The 19,373-nt window shown below is 36.0% G+C and carries 19 protein-coding genes; 12 read left to right on the forward strand and 7 right to left on the reverse strand.

The genetic code is table 11. The features are described from left to right. Nucleotides 1-231: 231 nt before the first annotated feature. Nucleotides 232-1,332, reverse strand: a complete 1,101-nt coding sequence (locus AAGF08_RS15740) for an aminotransferase class I/II-fold pyridoxal phosphate-dependent enzyme (protein ID WP_343512240.1) — start codon at nucleotides 1,330-1,332, stop codon at nucleotides 232-234. Nucleotides 1,333-1,653: 321 nt separating this feature from the next. On the opposite strand from AAGF08_RS15740, the gene AAGF08_RS15745 reads away from it, so the two are divergent. Genes AAGF08_RS15745 through AAGF08_RS15755 form a run of 3 tightly spaced genes read left to right on the forward strand, consistent with a single transcriptional unit; the run spans nucleotide 1,654 to nucleotide 3,653 of the window. After that, nucleotides 1,654-2,184 carry a sigma-70 family RNA polymerase sigma factor gene (locus AAGF08_RS15745; protein WP_343512241.1) on the forward strand — a complete coding sequence of 177 codons (531 nt, stop codon included), beginning with the start codon at nucleotides 1,654-1,656 and terminating at the stop codon, nucleotides 2,182-2,184. Beyond that, nucleotides 2,181-2,867, forward strand: a complete 687-nt coding sequence (locus AAGF08_RS15750) for a hypothetical protein (protein WP_343512242.1) — start codon at nucleotides 2,181-2,183, stop codon at nucleotides 2,865-2,867. Before AAGF08_RS15745 ends, AAGF08_RS15750 begins: the two co-directional genes overlap by 4 nt. 27 nt (nucleotides 2,868-2,894) lie before the next feature. Next, the gene (locus AAGF08_RS15755) at nucleotides 2,895-3,653 is read left to right on the forward strand and encodes a hypothetical protein (protein ID WP_343512243.1); all 759 of its coding nucleotides are present in this window, start codon (nucleotides 2,895-2,897) and stop codon (nucleotides 3,651-3,653) included. Between the two features lie 53 nt (nucleotides 3,654-3,706). On the opposite strand, the gene AAGF08_RS15760 is transcribed toward AAGF08_RS15755, so the two are convergent. After that, nucleotides 3,707-4,183: a DUF4293 domain-containing protein gene (locus AAGF08_RS15760; protein ID WP_343512244.1), complete on the reverse strand. Its 477-nt coding sequence runs from the start codon at nucleotides 4,181-4,183 to the stop codon at nucleotides 3,707-3,709. Nucleotides 4,184-4,283: 100 nt separating this feature from the next. Between AAGF08_RS15760 and truA the strand changes: the two genes are divergently transcribed. The 6 genes from truA to hemE all read left to right on the forward strand — a co-directional run bounded on the left by truA (nucleotide 4,284) and on the right by hemE (nucleotide 9,736). Continuing rightward, nucleotides 4,284-5,042 carry a tRNA pseudouridine(38-40) synthase TruA gene (gene truA / locus AAGF08_RS15765; RefSeq protein ID WP_343512245.1) on the forward strand — a complete coding sequence of 253 codons (759 nt, stop codon included), beginning with the start codon at nucleotides 4,284-4,286 and terminating at the stop codon, nucleotides 5,040-5,042. 6 nt (nucleotides 5,043-5,048) lie between these two features. After that, entirely contained in the window at nucleotides 5,049-6,821 is a 1,773-nt protein-coding gene (locus tag AAGF08_RS15770) for an ABC transporter ATP-binding protein (protein WP_343512247.1), read from the forward strand. Nucleotides 6,822-6,859: 38 nt separating this feature from the next. Further along, nucleotides 6,860-7,441 carry a hypothetical protein gene (locus tag AAGF08_RS15775; protein WP_343512248.1) on the forward strand — a complete coding sequence of 194 codons (582 nt, stop codon included), beginning with the start codon at nucleotides 6,860-6,862 and terminating at the stop codon, nucleotides 7,439-7,441. A 1-nt stretch (nucleotide 7,442) separates the two neighbouring features. Beyond that, nucleotides 7,443-7,967 carry a hypothetical protein gene (locus tag AAGF08_RS15780; protein ID WP_343512249.1) on the forward strand — a complete coding sequence of 175 codons (525 nt, stop codon included), beginning with the start codon at nucleotides 7,443-7,445 and terminating at the stop codon, nucleotides 7,965-7,967. Nucleotides 7,968-8,062: 95 nt separating this feature from the next. After that, the gene (locus AAGF08_RS15785) at nucleotides 8,063-8,596 is read left to right on the forward strand and encodes a hypothetical protein (protein WP_343512250.1); all 534 of its coding nucleotides are present in this window, start codon (nucleotides 8,063-8,065) and stop codon (nucleotides 8,594-8,596) included. A gap of 114 nt (nucleotides 8,597-8,710) precedes the next feature. After that, entirely contained in the window at nucleotides 8,711-9,736 is a 1,026-nt protein-coding gene (hemE, locus tag AAGF08_RS15790) for a uroporphyrinogen decarboxylase (protein ID WP_343512251.1), read from the forward strand. Nucleotides 9,737-9,794: 58 nt separating this feature from the next. Here hemE and AAGF08_RS15795 read toward each other — a convergent pair whose 3' ends face one another. Then, the gene (locus tag AAGF08_RS15795) at nucleotides 9,795-10,604 is read right to left on the reverse strand and encodes an MOSC N-terminal beta barrel domain-containing protein (RefSeq protein ID WP_343512252.1); all 810 of its coding nucleotides are present in this window, start codon (nucleotides 10,602-10,604) and stop codon (nucleotides 9,795-9,797) included. Nucleotides 10,605-11,040: 436 nt separating this feature from the next. Between AAGF08_RS15795 and dnaK the strand changes: the two genes are divergently transcribed. Continuing rightward, complete coding sequence (dnaK, locus tag AAGF08_RS15800) at nucleotides 11,041-12,960, forward strand: molecular chaperone DnaK (RefSeq protein ID WP_343512253.1); 1,920 nt, start codon at nucleotides 11,041-11,043, stop codon at nucleotides 12,958-12,960. 76 nt (nucleotides 12,961-13,036) lie between these two features. Next, nucleotides 13,037-13,411: a co-chaperone GroES family protein gene (locus AAGF08_RS15805; RefSeq protein ID WP_343512254.1), complete on the forward strand. Its 375-nt coding sequence runs from the start codon at nucleotides 13,037-13,039 to the stop codon at nucleotides 13,409-13,411. A gap of 32 nt (nucleotides 13,412-13,443) precedes the next feature. On the opposite strand, the gene AAGF08_RS15810 is transcribed toward AAGF08_RS15805, so the two are convergent. From AAGF08_RS15810 to hemB, 4 genes are all read right to left on the reverse strand, one after another. Beyond that, entirely contained in the window at nucleotides 13,444-13,803 is a 360-nt protein-coding gene (locus AAGF08_RS15810; RefSeq protein WP_343512255.1) for a hypothetical protein, read from the reverse strand. Nucleotides 13,804-14,094: 291 nt separating this feature from the next. Next, nucleotides 14,095-15,285: a porin gene (locus tag AAGF08_RS15815; protein ID WP_343512256.1), complete on the reverse strand. Its 1,191-nt coding sequence runs from the start codon at nucleotides 15,283-15,285 to the stop codon at nucleotides 14,095-14,097. Between the two features lie 102 nt (nucleotides 15,286-15,387). Next, nucleotides 15,388-16,683 carry an ammonium transporter gene (locus AAGF08_RS15820; protein ID WP_343512291.1) on the reverse strand — a complete coding sequence of 432 codons (1,296 nt, stop codon included), beginning with the start codon at nucleotides 16,681-16,683 and terminating at the stop codon, nucleotides 15,388-15,390. Between the two features lie 523 nt (nucleotides 16,684-17,206). Next, nucleotides 17,207-18,175 carry a porphobilinogen synthase gene (gene hemB, locus AAGF08_RS15825; protein WP_343512257.1) on the reverse strand — a complete coding sequence of 323 codons (969 nt, stop codon included), beginning with the start codon at nucleotides 18,173-18,175 and terminating at the stop codon, nucleotides 17,207-17,209. Between the two features lie 125 nt (nucleotides 18,176-18,300). On the opposite strand from hemB, the gene AAGF08_RS15830 reads away from it, so the two are divergent. After that, nucleotides 18,301-19,296, forward strand: a complete 996-nt coding sequence (locus tag AAGF08_RS15830) for a hypothetical protein (RefSeq protein WP_343512258.1) — start codon at nucleotides 18,301-18,303, stop codon at nucleotides 19,294-19,296. The last annotated feature ends 77 nt before the right edge of the window (nucleotides 19,297-19,373 follow it).

Raw genomic sequence — 19,373 nt, forward strand, 5'->3', positions numbered from 1 at the left:
AAAGGCGGTAAAACTGCCTTTGATATTTTATTTACTTTTTTGAATGAGCCTTTTTCGATAATTAGATTTAATTAACTTATTAATACAAAATGAAACTAAAACAATTCATAAAATGAATTTCATATTAAAAAAAAAGTATTTAATTTAGATTTAAATCGAATGAATGAAAGTTGATTGAATCACCACCTTAAGTTCCCTTAAGAAGATTAGGCTGCCAATTGGTAGCCTTTTTTATTTCAGAGCCTCATCCAAATCTTCCAATAAATCATCCAAATGTTCTAAACCAACGGATAGTCTGATCAAATTTTGTGGAGTCAAGGTATCCGGTCCTTCAGAAGCAGCTCTTCTTTCTATCAAACTTTCAACTCCGCCTAAGCTCGTAGCGTTTGTGTAATATTTTAATTTTGAAATCAATTTATCTGCTGCTTCTGCACCACCCTTTACCTGAAAAGAAAGAATCCCACCAAACCCAGTCATTTGGTTGGCGGCAACTTCATGCCCAGGATGCTCCTTTAAGCCAGGATAAAAAACTCTTTCAATTTTAGAATTTTGAGATAAATAGTTTGCCAAAACCATGGCATGTTCTACATGTCCCTTCATTCGATAGGGAAGTGTTTTTATGCTTCTACACAAATAATAACAATCCATAGGAGAAGGAACTGCTCCTCCAGTAGTTTGTACATTCTTGATCCTTTCCCAAAAAGCATTCTTCTCTTTTGTGATCAGTGCTCCTCCAAGTATATCAGAATGCCCCCCAAAGTATTTGGTACTTGAATGCATTACAAGATCGGCTCCTAATTCGATAGGATTTTGAAAAACAGGGGTCGCAAATGTATTATCACAAGCCAAAATTACATTATTAGCCTTCGCAAGGGAAGAAATTGCTTTTATATCAGTGATTTTTAAAAGTGGATTTGAAGGTGTTTCTATCCAAATTAATTTAGTGTTATTCCTGAAAGCCATGGCAACCTTGTCCAAATCGGTCATATCTACAAAAGTTGCCTCTATAACCCCTTCGAAAAGTGTAAGTATCCCCTTCTTCAATCCATGGTACATGTCATCGGGAGCTATAATATGTGAACCGGGTTCTAAAGCCTGAAAAACAGAAACTCCAGCGGCATTGCCAGAACTGAAAGCAGCCGCTTCAGCTCCCTTTTCCAAACTAGCTAATAGCTTCTCCAAGGAATGTCTATTTGGATTATTGGCTCTAGAATAGATCATGGAACCCTCTTGGTGAATAAAAGTTGTACTTAATGTTATAGGTTGTATCACTGGTTTTTCTGAATCAGTGATAATATTGCCTCCGTGAATGGCTACAGTCTCAAGTCTCATTTGGTTTGCTTTTCTATTTTCAAAAATCTGAAACTGAATTTAACATTATAATATCCAGAATAGAAGTTAGTCCGATTCAATTTGTTTGTAATAAGAAAAACTGACGCTATTCTAAATCAAAAAACATCTACTTCCTTGGTATTATTTCTCAAGTCAAAATGTTAAGAAATCTATAAAAACAACTCTGTATACTTTTAAAGACTTACTTTTTGGACAAATCATAAAATAAGAATTCAGGAAAATGATTCCCGGAAAAGTTTTTCTCTAACTCATTCCAACCTTTTTATCTGCTTTTTCCTCTTTTAAATAGACGGCAAAAATATGAGTATTCAAAAGTTAGATTCAGACCTTATCCAAAAAGTACTTAAACAAGATAGGTCAGCACAATTCCAGCTTTTCGAATTGACTAAAAGAATGCTATACTCCGTTTGTTACCGAATTCTGGTAGATGAAGATGAAGCAAATGACGTTTTGCAAGATGCTTACGTTGAAATCTTCCAAAGCCTTAAAAATCTGAACCATCCCGAAGCACTGATCTCATGGATGAAAACCATTACGATTCGTAAAGCCATCAGGCAGAGTAAGAAGCGAATACGATTTGAAACAATTGAGAACATTGAAAATGAAACAACAGAAGATTTTGATTCATGGTTTGATGCAGATGTACTCGACCAAGCCATACAAAGTCTTCCTGATGGTGCAAGAGCAGTCTTTCTATTGATTTCTGTAGAAGGCTATTCTCACAAAGAATCTGCAAAGCTTTTGAGTATTTCTGAGAGCACCTCAAAGTCTCAGCTTCATTATGCTAAGTCCTTGTTAAAAGCCCGAATTACTAAACTCCTTCAAGCATGAAAGAATTAAACCCTAAATCAGACTTATGGAGCAAAATAGAAAGCCGAAGGGATTTTGAAAATCAACTCGATGGGTTGGTAAAAAAGCTCCCAACAAAAGAACCTAAAACAAACCTATGGGATCAAATAGATCTTAAGCTTGATCAGGAAAAAAGGGTTTTTCCAATTTGGACATATGTATCAATTGCGGTTTCAATAGTTCTAATTATGGCATTTGGAGTAACCCTTTACAATGTGAATAAAGCTCCAATAAAAACTGAAACAAATTTGATATCTGTTAATTCAATACCTAAAAAAAACATATCCAATGAACCTGAGGAAGAATTAGCCACAACTAGTACTAATGAAGAATTAAAAAAGATTGAGGAGACAACAAATGAATTTTCGAAAGAAGTAAATAAAGGAAGCAAGCGAATTCTTTTGGAGCCCATCACAGTTCCAAATAAGCCTTTCCTTCTTCCAAAACAAGAATTAAAGTTAATCTCCGAATCAAATATTATTTTAAATAACCCGAAAGGAAAGGCTGTAACAATGCATAAAGTAAGTATTTCCTGGGGGTTAAATGAAAAGAAAAAAATCAGAACTCAATTCGGGTCGACCTATCCTGATCCCAGTCTTACCCAGCAGCTCGGCCGAGCCAGTAAGAATCAAAACTCTATAAAAATCAAGTTCAACAAGGAGTAGAGAACACTCCAGTAAATAAAATTAAAAATGAAAAGAATCATATTAGTTTCTTGCCTGACACTCCTATGTGCTTTCCAAATCCAAGCTCAAGAGGTAGAAAATCTGCTTGGAAAAAGCAATCAAGAATGGCTTGATCGCGATTGGCCATTGACAGACACGTTGGTATTTGAACTTCCAAACGAAAGCTCCTTAATACTCTACTTCAATAACAGCGAATTTTCAACAAGTGAGCTGGAAGAGGAATTCCGTCCATTACTTCAAAAAGCTACAGACTTTCCTGAATTTAAAAATATTTCTTATCGCCTGAACAAGAACTTTGCACCTACTAGTCTTAAGAATGTAAAATATCAAATAGAGAAAAAATACGTCCCATATGTAGATAGTTTGGAGATGACCTTTCCTGTTGGATTGGACTTTACAGGTGGGGATTTCACGCCAGTTGTAGGTTTTAGAGCTCATCTAAATTGGAGAAATTTTTCAGTGGGCGGTTCGATAACCAATACTATCTATTTTCCAGAAAGGATTGAAAACAATATCAAAGTAAACAGTAGCTGGTTTGCAAACGCAGAATTTGCCTGGGAATTTGGAAACCTAGAAGGCCCCAGAAGAAACACATTTGGTATTGGATATTTAATCAATGAGAATAAAAGTCAACTATTTTCAGGAACAACGCTTCAGGCCTTTTATAATAGAAAACTGAATAAAAATATTTCGATCCAGGTTGGTGTCATAGGAACAGAAAACTTAAAGACATTTTACCCAACCATAGGAGTCCGGTTTTGGTAAGAACTAAAAAAGCCAGCGTTTGCTGGCTTTTTCTTCATTATTCAATGCAACATTTATCTGATTCTATCCACGGATCTTACCAGAGCTTCATCTTTCCGAATAAATCTATTTGCTAACATATTAAATACCATAGCAACCAGAATCGCCCAAAAACCAATTTTATACTGTCCATTATCAGACAAGCCAAGCTCCGAGTTAATACCGTTTGTGGTTAAAAACACAGTAGCTACGAGGCCAACCATAAATAATGAATTTATCATGTTCAACATCATTTGTCTCCCCCTGTTTCTAAATTGAAAAATGGAGATTATGGCTAAAAACCCAATAAATGATGCTAATGCCGCTATGTACCACTTTGAATCTGATTGAATTACTTCACCAGCACTGTTATATTTTTCCAAGAAAAGAGCTGTAAGTGAAAAACTTTCACCAGCTTCTGCCCCAACCTGCTGCCAAAGTTCCAAACTCAAAGTCAAACCCATAGAAACAGCAACAAGAAATAAGAATATCGATTGAACTCGTTGAATCATTTTATTTAATTTTTTTGCAAATAAACGGGCTTAAAAGATCAATCACAAGGAATAAAGGTTTCTCTCACTCTTTTGCTTTGGAATTGTATCTTTGCACCCGATGGATGAAGTCAAGAGATATTTTCTTCAATTAAGTTATAAAGGCGCTCCTTTTCATGGTTGGCAGATTCAAAATAACGCTTTTACTGTGCAGGAATGTATTGAATCTGCTCTTTCTACTTATTTCAGGGAAAAGATTACCATTATGGGAAGCGGGAGAACTGACACTGGAGTAAACGCAACGATGCAAGTATGCCATTTTGATTGGGCTGGAGAGATCGATAAAAATAAATTCTTGAGGGCTATCAATGGAATTTTGCCGAAGGAAATTGCAATAGACGGAATCAGACTAGTAAAAGCAAGTGCTCATGCAAGATTTGATGCATACAGCAGGTCTTATTTTTATAGAGTGATTTTTCAAAAAAATCCATTTCTAGAAGAATTGGCTTGGTTAAGTTATTTTACCCCTGATGTAAAAACCATGAACTTTGCTGCCGAAGCTTTGTTACTTCACGATGATTTTGAGTGCTTTAGCAAAGTTCATACAGAGGTTAATCATTTTCGTTGTAAAATATTTTCCGCCCATTGGGAACAAAAGGAAGGCGAATTGCTTTTTCACATAACTGCAAATCGTTTTTTACGTGGAATGGTAAGAGCGATCGTTGGCACACTTATGGAGATTGGACTTGGAAAAAGAAGTCCAGAATCAATGAATGAAATAATTTTATCAAAGGACCGAGCTATAGCTGGGAAATCAGCTCCAGCAAAAGGGCTTTTTTTGAGCCGGATTAATTACCCAGAACTAATTTATTTAGACTAAGAGATTTTGAGCCTAGAGAAAGAAAAACATTCATCCGGTGAAATTGTAGACACCAAAGTATTGAAAAGGCTTTACAAGCAAGTAAAGCCTTATCGTTTACAATTTTATTTTCTAATATTTCTAACCATTTCATTAGCAATCCTTGCGCCAACAAGACCATATTTTATCCAAATAGCTATAGATGATTACGTGGCAAAAGGAGATGGCCCGGGCTTATTGAAAATAATCTATGTTTTACTTGGTTTAATGCTCTTACAAGCTTTCGTTCAATGGGCCCATACCTTTTATTCGGGATGGATCGGGCAAGTAATCATCAAGGATATTCGTGTCAATCTCTACCAGCATTTATTAAAACTTAGATTAAAATTTTTTGATAATACTCCTATTGGAAGATTGGTAACTAGAAATGTTTCTGATATTGAAACTTTAGCCGATGTTTTTAGTGAAGGCTTGGCAGCGATCATCGGGGATTTATTACAACTGGTGACTATCCTGGGTGTGATGTTTTATATCGATTGGAAACTGACCCTGGTGAGTCTCTGTACTCTTCCTCTGATGATCATATCCACTTATATTTTCAAAGAGAAAATCAAGGTGACTTTCAATGATGTAAGGAATGCCGTTTCGAATTTGAATTCCTTCCTCCAAGAACATATTACAGGTATGAATATTGTACAGATTTTTAATAGAGAAGACAGGGAATTTGAAAAATTTAAAGATATAAATAGAGAGCATAGGACAGCACATATTCGTTCGGTTCTCTATTATTCAATCTATTTCCCAGTCGCAGAGATTATTCAGGCTATAGGAATAGGCCTCGTTGTTTGGTATGGTGCTGTCGGTGTTTTAGGAATGGAATTGCAAGTCGGAATTTTGATTTCATTCATTATGTATTTACAGCTTTTTTTCCGACCAATCCGTATGATAGCAGATCGATTCAACACCTTACAAATGGGGGTTGTCAGCTCTTCAAGAATTTTCAAATTATTGGAAAGCAGCGAGCATATTGCCAATGAAGGGGATTTAAAACCAAAGACCGTTAAAGGCGATATTAAATTAGAGCACGTTTGGTTTGCTTACAATGATGAAGAGTATGTCCTGAAAGACATCAATTTTGAAGTCGAAAGTGGCCAAACTGTAGCATTGGTTGGGGCAACCGGAGCAGGAAAATCCTCAATTATTAACCTGATCTCTCGTTTCTATGAAATTAATAAAGGGATAATTACTATTGATGGAAAAAATATAAAAGATTTTGAACTTGGAATTTTGAGAAAACATATAGGAGTTGTGCTACAGGATGTTTTTCTTTTCTCAGACACAATCTATTACAATATTACCCTTGGAAATCCGTCTATAACAAGGGAACAGGTTTGGGATGCAGCGGATCAGGTTGGAGCAAAAAAGTTTATAGAAAGGCTTCCAGGAGGTTTGGATTATAATGTCATGGAAAGGGGAGCAACTCTTTCTGTAGGACAAAGACAATTGATCTCATTTGTAAGAGCAATGGTATACAATCCAGAAATCATTATTCTAGATGAGGCAACTTCTTCTGTTGATACAGAGACCGAGGAATTGATCCAAGAATCTATTGACCGAATGATGAATGGAAGAACTTCTGTAGTGATTGCGCATAGGCTCTCAACTATACAGAAAGCCAATAAAATAATAGTTTTGCATAAAGGGGAAATTGTTGAGACAGGAACTCATGAATCCCTTTTGGAACATGGTGGTTATTATACCCAACTTCATCAAATGCAATTAAAGACTATGGCGATATAAGCATGAATTTTATTCAAACAAAAAAATAGATTAACAACGTGAAATTTAAAGTTTTAGTCCTCATTTTATTCTTTCCTTTATTAAGCTTTGCTCAAGAGAGAGGAATTGGGATTCGATTAGGAGAGCCTTTTTCAATCACATATAAAGACTTCATTAGTGATTATATTTCTGTTGAAGGAATGATCGGGAGTGCAGGGGTCAATGGAGCCAGTTATTACCAAAGGGATTTCACGAACAATCCTCCTACTAGTAATTCATTCTACATTGGCCATTCGGTAAAAAAGGGCGTTTCCTTAAATGCAAGAGCTGCATATCATGAAGATTTCACGGATAGTTTCGGGATTACGCAGGGATATCTTTTAGCTTACGGAGGAGCTGGTTTACAATTGCGAACTACTCGGGTAAATTACACCTATTCAGTGGATCAAATTTCGGGAACCAACCAACAGGAAGAGCGGGTCAATGCTGACTTTGGTCCAGAAGCATTTATCGGTTCTGAATATTATTTTTCTGATCTACCAATGAATGTCTTTGCAGAATTTGGTCTGTTTTTGGAATTACTTGACCGGGTAGGACATATGAAAGCTCAAGGCGGCATAGGAGTCCGATATCTTTTTTAAAATGAATAAGAAAATTGCCATTGGTGGGCTAATCTTGTTAGTCATCGCTATTGGAGGTTATTTGGGTTTTGTCAAACTGGGGGGAAACAATCCGATTGAAATATCTTTAGTCGAAAAGAAGCCTGATAGCTTGGTCGGATTATTATATAGGGGAACACCTCAAGACCCTGAGTTAGAAAGAGCTTTTAAAAATGTTGAGGCACAAAAAGGACTACACCCAGGTAGCTCCATGCATACGATTTATTACATCGAACCTGCCGGAAAATTAGACACCATGGAAGTCTTTATTGGCATTGATCAAAAATTACCTATTGACAACTTTGAGGTTTTAAACTTTGATGAAAAACGTTATTTGCAAGCCACAATAACAGGAAGCAAATGGGTGATGCCAAATCCAACTACGGTACAAGAAGAACTTAAGAATTATGCTGAGGCTAATAACCTGATATTAAGTGGAGTATTCATTGATAAAATAGTATCAGAATCAAAGGTTCAAGTGATCGCACCCATCCTTTCGAAGAATTAATTTACCTTTTTTAACAAGTCCAGTTAGTAAAATTAACCAACCTGAGCACAGTTATTGCCGTGAAAGGAACTATGTTCAAATTTAACCAAACCAACATGAGAAAAATTACTGCCCTAGTTGGACTAGTCGGTCTAATTATATTCCAAGCTTGTGAGGGGCCACAAGGACCTCCAGGGTTCGACGGAATGGACGGCCAAGACGGTGTAAATATTGTTTCAGAAGTATTTGAAGTTGAGGTTAACTTCACAGAAGACAATAATTTTCAAGAGATATTCACATTTGATCCTGCAATATTTGATAGCGATGTTGTACTAGCATTCATACAATGGGATGCAGATGGGTCCAACCCAATTTGGAGAGCATTACCTCAAACAGTATTCTTCGAAGAGGGAGTCCTGATGTATAATTACGATTTTACAAGTAATGATTTTAGCCTTTTTTTAGACGGGCCTCTTGATTATTCACTTCTTGGACCTGAATGGAGAAATAATCAGTTATTTAGAGTTGTAGTAGTTCCTGGAGATTTTAGTTCATCTAGGGTAGACTTAACAGATTATGAAGCAGTAACTAAATACCTTGGTCTGGAAGAAGAGGATTTCAAACGAATTGAATTAAAAAACAAGCAATAATATTTATCTAAACCAACTGATTATCACAGACAGGATTTTTGCAATGCAAAAGTCCTGTTTTTTTATGTTCGATTTTTTCAGTGCCAAAATTAATTTGGCTGTTATCTTTGCGACATGGAATTACAAAATGATCTATTGCTTAGAGCAGCTAAAGGTGAAAAGACTGAAAGAACTCCAGTCTGGCTTATGCGACAGGCCGGCAGGATACTCCCTGAATATCGTGCTGTTCGCGAAAGCGTCAGTGGTTTTATAGAACTAGCCCAAACTCCGGAGCTGGCAGCGGAAGTCACCATTCAGCCTGTAGATGTATTAGGTGTAGACGCGGCGATCATATTTTCTGATATTTTGGTGATTCCAGAAGCTATGGGACTGCCATATGAAATGGTGGAAAAAAGAGGCCCTTTATTTCCAAATACCATAAAAAACGAGTCTGATCTTAAGAAATTGAGGATTGCAGATGGAGCAAATGATCTAAGCTACGTGATCAAAGCCATCGAAATCACCAAAAAAAATCTAAATGGCCGTGTTCCATTGATTGGATTTGCGGGAGCTCCATGGACCATTTTTGCCTATATGGTAGAAGGAAGTGGAAGCAAGACATTCTCCAAAGCAAGAGAGAAGCTTTATACTCAACCGAAATTTTCTCACAAACTGCTTCAGATGATTACTGAAAGCACCATCAATTATTTAAAAGCACAAATTGCTGTAGGGGCAAATCTGGTACAGGTGTTTGATAGCTGGGCTGGAATATTGGGGCCAAAACAGTACGCTGAGTTTTCTCATCAATACATTTCTCAAATCTGTGATGCTATCTCTGAAGTACCAGTCACCGTTTTTGCAAAGGGGGCTTTTTTTGCAAGAGAGGAAATGGGCAACTTAAATTGCGAAACTATTGGATTAGACTGGAATATGGGAATTGCAGAATCGAGAAGACTAATAGGCCCGAGCAAAACATTACAAGGGAATTTGGACCCAGCTGCCCTTTATGGAAATCCAGATCAGATTAGAGAAGCGACAATGGATATGATGGAGCAATTTAAAGGGTCAAACCATATCGCCAACTTAGGACATGGGGTGTACCCTGACATCGATCCTGAAATGGTAAAAGTTTTTATTCAAACAGTAAAAGACTTTAAATAATAGTAGAAACCAAAAAGAGCAATTAGAAATTTGATTGCTTTTTTTGGAATCACCTTTTTTAATCCATCACGATTAAGGGATCCCCAACAGAAATCTTTCCTTCATTCATAGCAACCATATTCTGCCCAAAAAGAACTTTATTATTGCTTGTTCTAAAAGTTGATAAAGTGTGAAGTGGTTCTTTACTCTTTTTTCCTAAATCCTGATCAATAGTAGTTAAAATACAACGCGCACAGGGTTTGATAATACTAAAGACTAATTCGCCAATCCTAATAGAATTCATGTTATCCTCATCGAAAGGTTTTCCACCGGAAAATACGATGTTTGGCCGAAAACGATTCATTGGAACAGGATTTTCCAGCTTTGCATTTAGATCATCTAGTGAAGACTGACCGATAATCAAATATGGCATTCCATCAGCAAAACTTACATTCTCTCCATTTTTCGCATATTTAGGATCCACTTTTCTTAAAGTAGTTTCAGGCATTTTTACTAGAAAGACATTAATACCTACTTTTTTGCTAAACCATTGATCAAATTCACTTCCTACTTTTACTGAAGTCACCTGATCATCCCAAATACTAACTTTGATTTTTTCATCTAAAACTTGTGTAAAAGGAATTCTGATTTGACTAGACCTATCATTTTTATCAAATACCAATAAAGAATCATGAGCTATTGCTAGACGTAATAGGGCCAAGTGTGGAAATTCTCTTTGACTTATGAATGTGCCATCTTCCTTAACCAGCATCCATCTTCTATCATATTGAAAGCCCTTTTCCTCTACCCAGGCTTCTTCCAATCGAACTCCTCCCAGTGATTTGATCGGATAAATAAAAATATCTTGGATTTTCAGGTTTAAATTCATGCATAAAAATAAGAGAGTTAGAATAAAATGAATGAATTAACCTAAATATTCTTTCAGGCTGAATGGAATATGAGATTTGAAAAACTCCCAACAAAAAGGAATTATTTCCCACTCATTATTGATCTGGATAAGTACTGTCCCAAAGATTAAGACCAGAATCCATTTAAATCGTTCTCTATTGGCTTTAAAAAAATCTTTCATTCTACTGAAGTAGATGCATTTTATTCTTTAAAGGTTGCAAAGCAATGTCAATAAAATTTTCTTCCTGTCAGAATTGGAAAAAATAGCTAACCTAAGTGACATATCTGGAAAAGCTATGTTTTATACCTGCCACTCTTTCTGACAATCTGACACAAAACTTAAACTTTTTCGCTGTGGCACATCCATTGAAGAAAGGAGGGAGTAACTCAATGAAACAACTTAATAACATATAATTATGGGAAAAATTATCGGCATAGACTTGGGCACAACCAACTCCTGCGTAGCCGTAATGGAGGGTAATGAGCCTGTAGTCATTCAAAACAGCGAAGGAAGAAGGACGACTCCTTCAATCGTAGCTTTTCTTGACAACGGAAATGGAGAGCGAAAAGTAGGTGATCCTGCAAAGCGTCAAGCAATCACTAACCCAGCAAATACCATATCATCTGTAAAAAGATTTATGGGTAAAAAATTCTCTGAAGTTTCTGAAGAGAAGAAACATGCATCTTATAAAGTAGAAAAAGGACCAAATGATACAATTGTTGTAAAAATTGGAGATAGGTCTTATACACCTCAGGAACTTTCTGCGATGATTCTTCAAAAAATGAAGACCACTGCAGAGGATTTCTTAGGACAAGAAGTGACTGAAGCAGTAATTACTGTACCAGCTTATTTTAATGATTCAGAGCGTCAAGCGACGAAAGAAGCTGGGCAAATTGCTGGTCTTGAGGTAAAAAGAATCATCAACGAGCCTACAGCTGCCGCTTTGGCCTACGGGATGGATAAGAAGAACAAGGACATGAAAATAGCAGTGTATGACCTTGGTGGTGGTACATTTGATATTTCAGTTTTGGAACTTGGGGATGGTGTATTTGAAGTAAAATCAACCAACGGTGATGTTCACTTGGGTGGTGATGATTTTGACCAAGTAATTATCAATTGGCTTGCAGATGAGTTCAAAAACGAAGAGCAAATCGATTTAAGGCAAGATCCAATGGCTCTTCAGAGATTGAAAGAAGCTGCAGAAAAAGCAAAGATTGAACTTTCAAGTTCTTCTTCAACTGAAATAAACTTACCATACATAACAGCAACCCAAACTGGACCAAAGCACTTGGTTAGGACTTTGAGCAGATCTAAGTTTGAACAACTTTCTGAAGATCTTGTGAAGAGATCTATGGATCCATGTAAAAAAGCGCTAGCTGATGCTGGAATAAGCCCTTCTGATATTGATGAAGTAATCTTGGTAGGTGGATCAACTAGAATTCCTAAAATCCAGGAAGAAGTTGAGAAGTTCTTTGGAAAGAAGCCTTCTAAGGGTGTTAACCCTGACGAGGTGGTTGCAATCGGTGCAGCTATTCAAGGCGGTGTTTTAACTGGAGAAGTAAAAGATGTACTTCTATTGGATGTTACTCCTCTTTCTTTGGGTATCGAAACTATGGGTGGAGTATTTACCAAATTAATTGAGTCTAACACCACAATCCCTACTAAAAAGTCTGAGGTATTCTCAACAGCTGCAGATAACCAGCCAGCGGTGGATATTCATGTTCTTCAAGGAGAAAGATCCATGGCAAAGGACAATAGAACAATTGGAAGATTCCAACTTACTGATATTCCACCAGCTCAAAGAGGTGTCCCTCAAATTGAAGTGACTTTCGATATTGACGCTAATGGTATCCTAAATGTATCTGCAAAAGACAAAGGAACCGGAAAAGAGCAAAAAATAAAGATTGAAGCTTCTTCTGGACTTTCTCAAGAAGAGATTGATAGAATGAAAAGTGAAGCAGAAGCTAATGCAGCAGCAGATAAAGCTGAAAAAGAAAAAATTGATAAGTTAAATCAGGCTGACAGTCTTGTTTTCCAAACTGAAAAACAGTTGAAGGAATATGGAGACAAACTTTCTGAAGGAAATAAATCCGCTATCAACTCTGCTCTGGAAACTTTAAAAGCTGCTCATCAGTCTCAAAACATAGAAGGAATTGATTCCGCTATGGAAGGGTTGAATAAAGCATGGGAAGCTGCTTCTCAAGAAATGTATAATGCATCTGGAGCCGAAGGAGCTCAGCCAGGTCCTGACGCAAATGCTGGAACTGACGAAAGTACAGCTGGAGATGGAGTCTCCGATGTGGATTACGAAGAAGTAAGTGAAGACAAGAAGTAAATTTCTAATAAACCAACTTCAAACGGCATCTGTTATATAGCAGGTGCCGTTATTTGTTTATAATAAAGAGATAAAGATGGAACTGACAGCAGAAAATAAGTTAAAAAATCTGATCGTAGTTGGAGACAGGGTGCTTATCAAGCTAAAGAAACCAAATGAAAAGACTGGTTCCGGTTTATACCTTCCACCTGGAGTTCAGGAGAAAGAAAAAGTCCAACAAGGCTATATTATTAAAACAGGTCCTGGTTATCCCATACCTATGCCGACTGAAGATCATGAACCTTGGATGGACAAAGAAGAGAATGTTAAATACGTTCCACTTCAGGCAAAGGAAGGGGATCTAGCCATTTTCTTATTGAATGGTTCTTTCGAGGTAATTTATGAAGGTGAAAAATTCCACATTGTACCCCAGAGTTCTATTCTTATGCTTGAGAGAGAACAAGAATTATAAAAATAAAGCCGGAAAATATCCGGCTTTATTTTTTAATGCCACCAATATTTACGAGGTCGCATTGACTTTGGAAGAATGTAGCTTGCTTTGGATCCAGTTACAGTAAACTCAGGATCTTCCCAAACTTTTCTGTTTTTTGCTTTTAGGCCTTTAGGATCATTAATATTCTTTCTTGTGTATATAAATGATTTACTTCCATTCCTTTCCCAGACTTTAGCATTTTTGGCTTTTGGACCTTTAGATTCTAAAGGAGAATCGTAATAAGTTACTGCCAAAGAATTCTTGGTCTTTTCAGAAATCTTGGCATTTTTAGCTTTCGGCCCAGTTAAATTTTGGGAATAAGATGCAGCTGCAAAAAGCATGGCCGCCAATATTAACAACGGTCTTTTCATCGAATTATATTTGGGTCTAATCTTCCTAATATAACTCATCTATTAATTTTTGGTTTCATTAAAAACAATATTTTTTTAATGAATTAGCAGATAAATAAAAATTTAATTCTGAAAAATGAAGATAGCCGCTAGGTTATAAGGATTAAAAAATCATCAAAAACATTTAGATCAACTTATGTTCTTGAAAATCAGATCCAAATTATAACTACTTTTCTTAAATATTATTCAAAAAACAAAAAAACCGAGGTGAAAATCACCCCGGCTTTATTGACAATAGACCCTGTTTAATCTTTAGAAAGAAAATACTGCCGCTAGCAAAAATGACGACAAACTTTTACTTCCTGCTAAATCCTTATTTAAAAAGAAATTATCCTCACTCATAGAGTCCAGCCTAATTTCTGGAATTAAAGTAAGGTTATTCCCAATTTTTGCATTTCCTGAAAGAGTTACTGCAAAAACATTTCCATCTCCATTTGGATCGGTTCCTACAACTCCATCCAAACCACCATTGAACACACTAAAATATTCACCTCTAAGTCCTAAAGCAAAATTTTCAGACGTTGCTGCTTGTAAATAACCAGCAAATCCATAAAATCCAGACCCGTCTCCATCAATATCAGTCGCATCACTTCCATTAAAAACTTCGCCTGCCGAGGTGGTGTTGTAGGTAGTATTTACTCCCAAATATAAGGCTTCGGAAAGGTTGAAACCCGTTGTTAGATCTACTTGAAATGTATTTCCTAATGAAGTCTGACCTGGAACCAATCCACCGGAAGCTGCATCCAGTTTCCCATCCTGATCACCATATACAAAGTTCAAATATGTACTTCCAGCATCGGTTGAATAACCAAGTTGTGCACCATAAGTATAAGTCCCATTTAGGTTAAACTCAGTCATATCAGTTGGATTCATCACAGCAGCCATAAAAGACCATTTGTCTGTCAAAGCAAAATCTGCTTTTAATCCTGTGTGAGAAAATGGACCATACGAGAACATATAAGAAGTTGAGTAATTAAAATTAGCAGTCGGAGAAATTACTTCATAACCTAAAAATGTATTGAAGTTTCCGAAAGTTAATGTCACAACATCCGACACATTCCAGTAAACATAAAGTTGATTGATAATTTGAGAACTTCCCGCCATTCCTCCTGCATATAAAGGTGAACCAAAAACAGCATCTTCTCCACGGGGACCAAAAACTAAATCTGCTACAGCACCTACTTTTTCACCTTCATAAGTAGCAATAATATTTGCCATACCTAATGAAAATCCAGGCAGGTTTCCAAATGATGAGGAAGGAGCTTGAAAATTTTCCCCTTTATTTGGAGCTCCAAAGTTTGTTCTGAAATAAGCATCAACAGAACCTGAGAACGTAAATTTTGAAGGTTGTTTCTCTTCTTCAACGATAATTACCTCTTGTCCAAAAGTTGTATAAGATATTGAGAACAGTAATCCGAATATTAGTAGTTGTATTTTTTTCATTATAATTTTAATTGAAGGTTAATAATAGATAGTTGACCTGAAGCCCTACCAATTAGAAAGAGAGTCGCATTTTTTTCTTTTGGTAGGGTGTTTGTTTAATGGCTATTCGTCATAAACAATAGTATATCCACGTATACCATGCTCGTGAGAATCCAATCCACTCTTCTCATGTTCTTCAGAAACTCTGATACCAACAGTAACTTTTAAAACATAAAAAATCACGAATGCAGAAATAAATGCAGTTACTCCACAAATTGCCACACCTGTTAATTGAGTTAAAAATGAGTGTTCTGGATTCGTAGAAAAAATTCCAACGGCCAAAGTTCCCCAAACCCCACAAGTCAAGTGAACGGAAACCGCACCTACCACATCATCCAATTTTAGGCTATCTAATAATACAGCAGAAAGTACAACTAAAATTCCTGCGATAAATCCTACAATGACAGCGGAACCTGGATTAATTACATCGGCCCCTGCGGTAATTCCGACTAGTCCTGCCAACACTCCATTTAATACCATTCCCAGATCTAGTCTCTTAAATACAAAATAACTTGCTAGAAATCCTCCCATACCACCTGCGCATGCAGCTAAACACGTAGTCACCAAGACAAAAGATACTAAGGCAGGATCAGCAGAAAGAACAGAACCTCCGTTAAAACCAAACCATCCTAACCATAGGAGAAAAACCCCGATGACTGCTAATGGAACAGATGCACCAGGTTTATCTACAGTTTTTCCATTTACATATTTTCCTATTCTTGGGCCAACAAGGATCACACCGGCCAAAGCACCCCATCCGCCTACTGAATGAACTAACGTACTTCCGGCAAAATCATAGAATCCCATTGCATCTAAAGCACCACCACCCCATTTCCAGCTTCCAATTATTGGATAAACTATTCCTACAAAGAATATGGTGAAAATCAAATAAGCCCAAAGTTTCACACGCTCAGCTATAGCACCAGAGACAATTGTTGCTGCTGTAGCCGCAAACATTGCTTGAAAAAGGAAATCTGTCCAATAAGTATAGCCAGCACTTGCATAATCTGCAGAAACATCCGCATCTCCAGGAGAGAACCAAAACATACTCCAGCCGGCAGCGTCAAAACTTAGCCATCCCGGTGTTTCGAATCCTGGATACATCAGGTAAAATCCAATCGCAGAATAGGATAAAATCCCAATTATGGGAGTCACAGTATTTTTAAATAAAATATTTACTGTGTTTTTGGCTTGGCCAAAACCGGCCTCTACTCCCGCAAAGCCCAAATGCATAATAAATACAAGGGCTGTTGAAAGCATCATCCAAACATTGTTTGTAGTGAGGATATTCTGAGTTAATTCAGCAGAAATATCCATGGTCGCGGCCGCATCTTGGGCCAACAGGGGTGCGAAATACATCATAGGTTTATAGAAATTTTGAAATGATTTTCAGAATTTATAATAGGTTTGAGAATAAAATTCCAAACGAATGTAAATCAATTATTAGCAATAAAACAAATAAGTATTTTCAAAAAATGTGATATTTATTTAGTTTCAATCACGTATTTAGACCAATTTTTTACGAATTCATTAATAAAACTTGAAATATGGTTTATTTTGATACAGTATTTATTTAAAAAATATTATTTGGAAAACATAGGTAATATTCTTTGGAAACGATTCCAAAATGTAGCATTTAGAATTTTAGTAAATTTTTTGGGTAAAAAAAATAATTATATATCGTAAAATTCATTTTAACAATATTTTTACTTATTTACTGCTTATTACCAAATATATAAATTTCATTTTTTTTGATTTTTTTTAAACCATTTTACCAAAAGTTAGATGTCTTTTTAAAATTAAAAGTTAATTTTTTAACCATAAATCATAAAAAAACCGGATTATTTCCGGTTTTGACTCTTTTTATGAACCTCAATAGTAATTATAATTTTATTTGGGCAAACTCTTTTGCAAAGTAAGTTAAAATAATCTTTGCACCAGATCTTTTTATACTAGTTAAAACTTCTAGCATAGCTCGTTCCGGTTCAAGCCACCCTTTCTCAGCAGCTGCTTTCACCATACTATATTCTCCAGACACATTGTATGCTGCTATCGGTAATGGATAATTTTCACTTAAGCTCTTGATGATATCCAAATACGATAACGCAGGTTTAACCATTAAAAAATCTGCACCTTCTTCCACATCTAAATCAGCTTCTATCAAAGCCTCTTTAGCATTTGAATAATCCATTTGATATGTTTTCTTATCTCCGAATTTTGGAGCAGAATCAAGAGCATCCCTAAACGGGCCATAAAATGCACTGGCATATTTGGCTGTATAAGACATGATAGAAACATCTGTGTATCCATTTTCATCTAATGAATTCCGGATAAATCCTACCCTTCCATCCATCATGTCTGAGGGTCCCAATATATCTACTCCAGCTTCAGCCTGGGCTAATGACATTCTACTTAATATCTCAAGGGTCTCATCATTTAAGATTTTTCCCTCTTTGACAATCCCATCATGACCATCACTACTATAGGGATCCATAGCCACATCTGACATGAGACAAATTTCCGGGAATCTTTTCTTTATTTCTCTTAACCCTTTTAAATAAAATGTCTCCGGATTATAACTTTCACTAGCAACTGAATCCTTCAAACTCTCTGGATAAGCCGGAAAAACGTCAAAAGAACTAATACCTAATTTTAGACAAGATTCGATTTCCGTCAACATGGTATCTATTGAGAATCTATAAATACCAGGCATAGAATTTACCTCGACCTTTTTCTTTTTCCCTTCAATTAAAAACAAAGGAAAAATTAAATCATTAACTGAAACAGAAGTCTCTTGAATTAGATTTCTTACAACATTTGATTTTCTGTTTCTTCTTGGACGTCTATTCATAGCTAATTTATTTTCGAGTTTAAAGGTACAACCGAGAAATTCTTTCTTGAAATGATTCTTAATTTATCAATAAACCTTAATGTCTACACTCTTCATTTTAGTAAATTATAAGATCAACCCTTTCTATGGCTGCAATCAAATATATTAATTCAATTTTCGGCAATTGGGAAAAATATGAATGCTTGGATGTTCGACCAAACGAATCAAGAAACATCTATCCCATGCCAAGAGTGACAAACCATTTTGATTATTCTGAAAAGGAATTAAAAAAATTAAAAAGACAAGGTTTTTCAAGTGCTATAGGAAAAGATATTATGAGCAGAATTGAAAGTCTAGCTACTCTTTTTTCAAAAAAAAAACCTATTCTTCTTTTTGATGAAAGTCCATTTTATATAGCTCAGGCAATTTGGCAGCATTATCAACCCACCTCTAATGTTTTTATTTATAAGGGAGGGTTTAAAGCATTATTAAAAGAGGCTAATCGTGTTTTTAAATCTAAATATCATTTTGTAATACTTTATGGAGAGACTGGTGTTGGAAAAACAGATTTATTGAAAAATCTACAAAAAAAAGGAGAGCAGATCTTGAATCTGGAGGAATTAGCAAGACATAATGGTTCCGTATTTGGAAACTTGTCCAACCAAAATCAACCAAGTCAGGAAGCATTTATCATTAATCTTGCTAATATTTTAAGTGATTTCGATCAGGACAAACTAATATTTGTTGAGTCAGAAAAATTCAGCTTGGGGAAAAACATTATCCCTTTAACTCTAACAGAATCGTTGGAAAATGGATTTAAAGTCAGACTCTTCCTACCAAAAGAAAATCGCGTCGAACGATTGGTAAAGGAATACGCTGCTGTAAATGATTTAAAGCTTAAGGAGGGAATTGAAAAACTAAAGTTCAGGATTGGAAAAGATACTTCCTCTCAGTTAACAAGACTATTGGAACAAAAAAATTATGTTAGGGTAGCAGAAAAGCTAATCGAGTATTTTGATTCGACTGAATCCTATCAATCCATTCAGGCTCAAGATTTTGATTTGACGATAAATAATCTTGAAATAGATAAAGCTACTGAAGAATTGATCAAAAATTTGGACAATAAAAAACGTCTCCCGTAGAAGACGCCACTGTGCCTACAGAGTGTCAAAGCATTACTCTTCGTTTTGCTGTTATTCAAGTTTCAATTTCTTGTTTT

The organism is Algoriphagus sp. SE2 (assembly GCF_039563885.1).
Lineage (GTDB): Bacteria > Bacteroidota > Bacteroidia > Cytophagales > Cyclobacteriaceae > Algoriphagus.

Coding starts and splice junctions, on each gene's coding strand:
- AAGF08_RS15740 (WP_343512240.1), bottom strand. CDS start 1,332: ATGAGACTTGAGACTGTAGCCATTCACGGAGGCAATATTATCACTGAT.
- AAGF08_RS15745 (WP_343512241.1), top strand. CDS start 1,654: ATGAGTATTCAAAAGTTAGATTCAGACCTTATCCAAAAAGTACTTAAA.
- AAGF08_RS15750 (WP_343512242.1), top strand. CDS start 2,181: ATGAAAGAATTAAACCCTAAATCAGACTTATGGAGCAAAATAGAAAGC.
- AAGF08_RS15755 (WP_343512243.1), top strand. CDS start 2,895: ATGAAAAGAATCATATTAGTTTCTTGCCTGACACTCCTATGTGCTTTC.
- AAGF08_RS15760 (WP_343512244.1), bottom strand. CDS start 4,183: ATGATTCAACGAGTTCAATCGATATTCTTATTTCTTGTTGCTGTTTCT.
- truA (WP_343512245.1), top strand. CDS start 4,284: ATGGATGAAGTCAAGAGATATTTTCTTCAATTAAGTTATAAAGGCGCT.
- AAGF08_RS15780 (WP_343512249.1), top strand. CDS start 7,443: ATGAATAAGAAAATTGCCATTGGTGGGCTAATCTTGTTAGTCATCGCT.
- AAGF08_RS15785 (WP_343512250.1), top strand. CDS start 8,063: ATGAGAAAAATTACTGCCCTAGTTGGACTAGTCGGTCTAATTATATTC.
- hemE (WP_343512251.1), top strand. CDS start 8,711: ATGGAATTACAAAATGATCTATTGCTTAGAGCAGCTAAAGGTGAAAAG.
- AAGF08_RS15795 (WP_343512252.1), bottom strand. CDS start 10,604: ATGAATTTAAACCTGAAAATCCAAGATATTTTTATTTATCCGATCAAA.
- dnaK (WP_343512253.1), top strand. CDS start 11,041: ATGGGAAAAATTATCGGCATAGACTTGGGCACAACCAACTCCTGCGTA.
- AAGF08_RS15805 (WP_343512254.1), top strand. CDS start 13,037: ATGGAACTGACAGCAGAAAATAAGTTAAAAAATCTGATCGTAGTTGGA.
- AAGF08_RS15810 (WP_343512255.1), bottom strand. CDS start 13,803: ATGAAAAGACCGTTGTTAATATTGGCGGCCATGCTTTTTGCAGCTGCA.
- AAGF08_RS15815 (WP_343512256.1), bottom strand. CDS start 15,285: ATGAAAAAAATACAACTACTAATATTCGGATTACTGTTCTCAATATCT.
- AAGF08_RS15820 (WP_343512291.1), bottom strand. CDS start 16,683: ATGTATTTCGCACCCCTGTTGGCCCAAGATGCGGCCGCGACCATGGAT.
- hemB (WP_343512257.1), bottom strand. CDS start 18,175: ATGAATAGACGTCCAAGAAGAAACAGAAAATCAAATGTTGTAAGAAAT.
- AAGF08_RS15830 (WP_343512258.1), top strand. CDS start 18,301: ATGGCTGCAATCAAATATATTAATTCAATTTTCGGCAATTGGGAAAAA.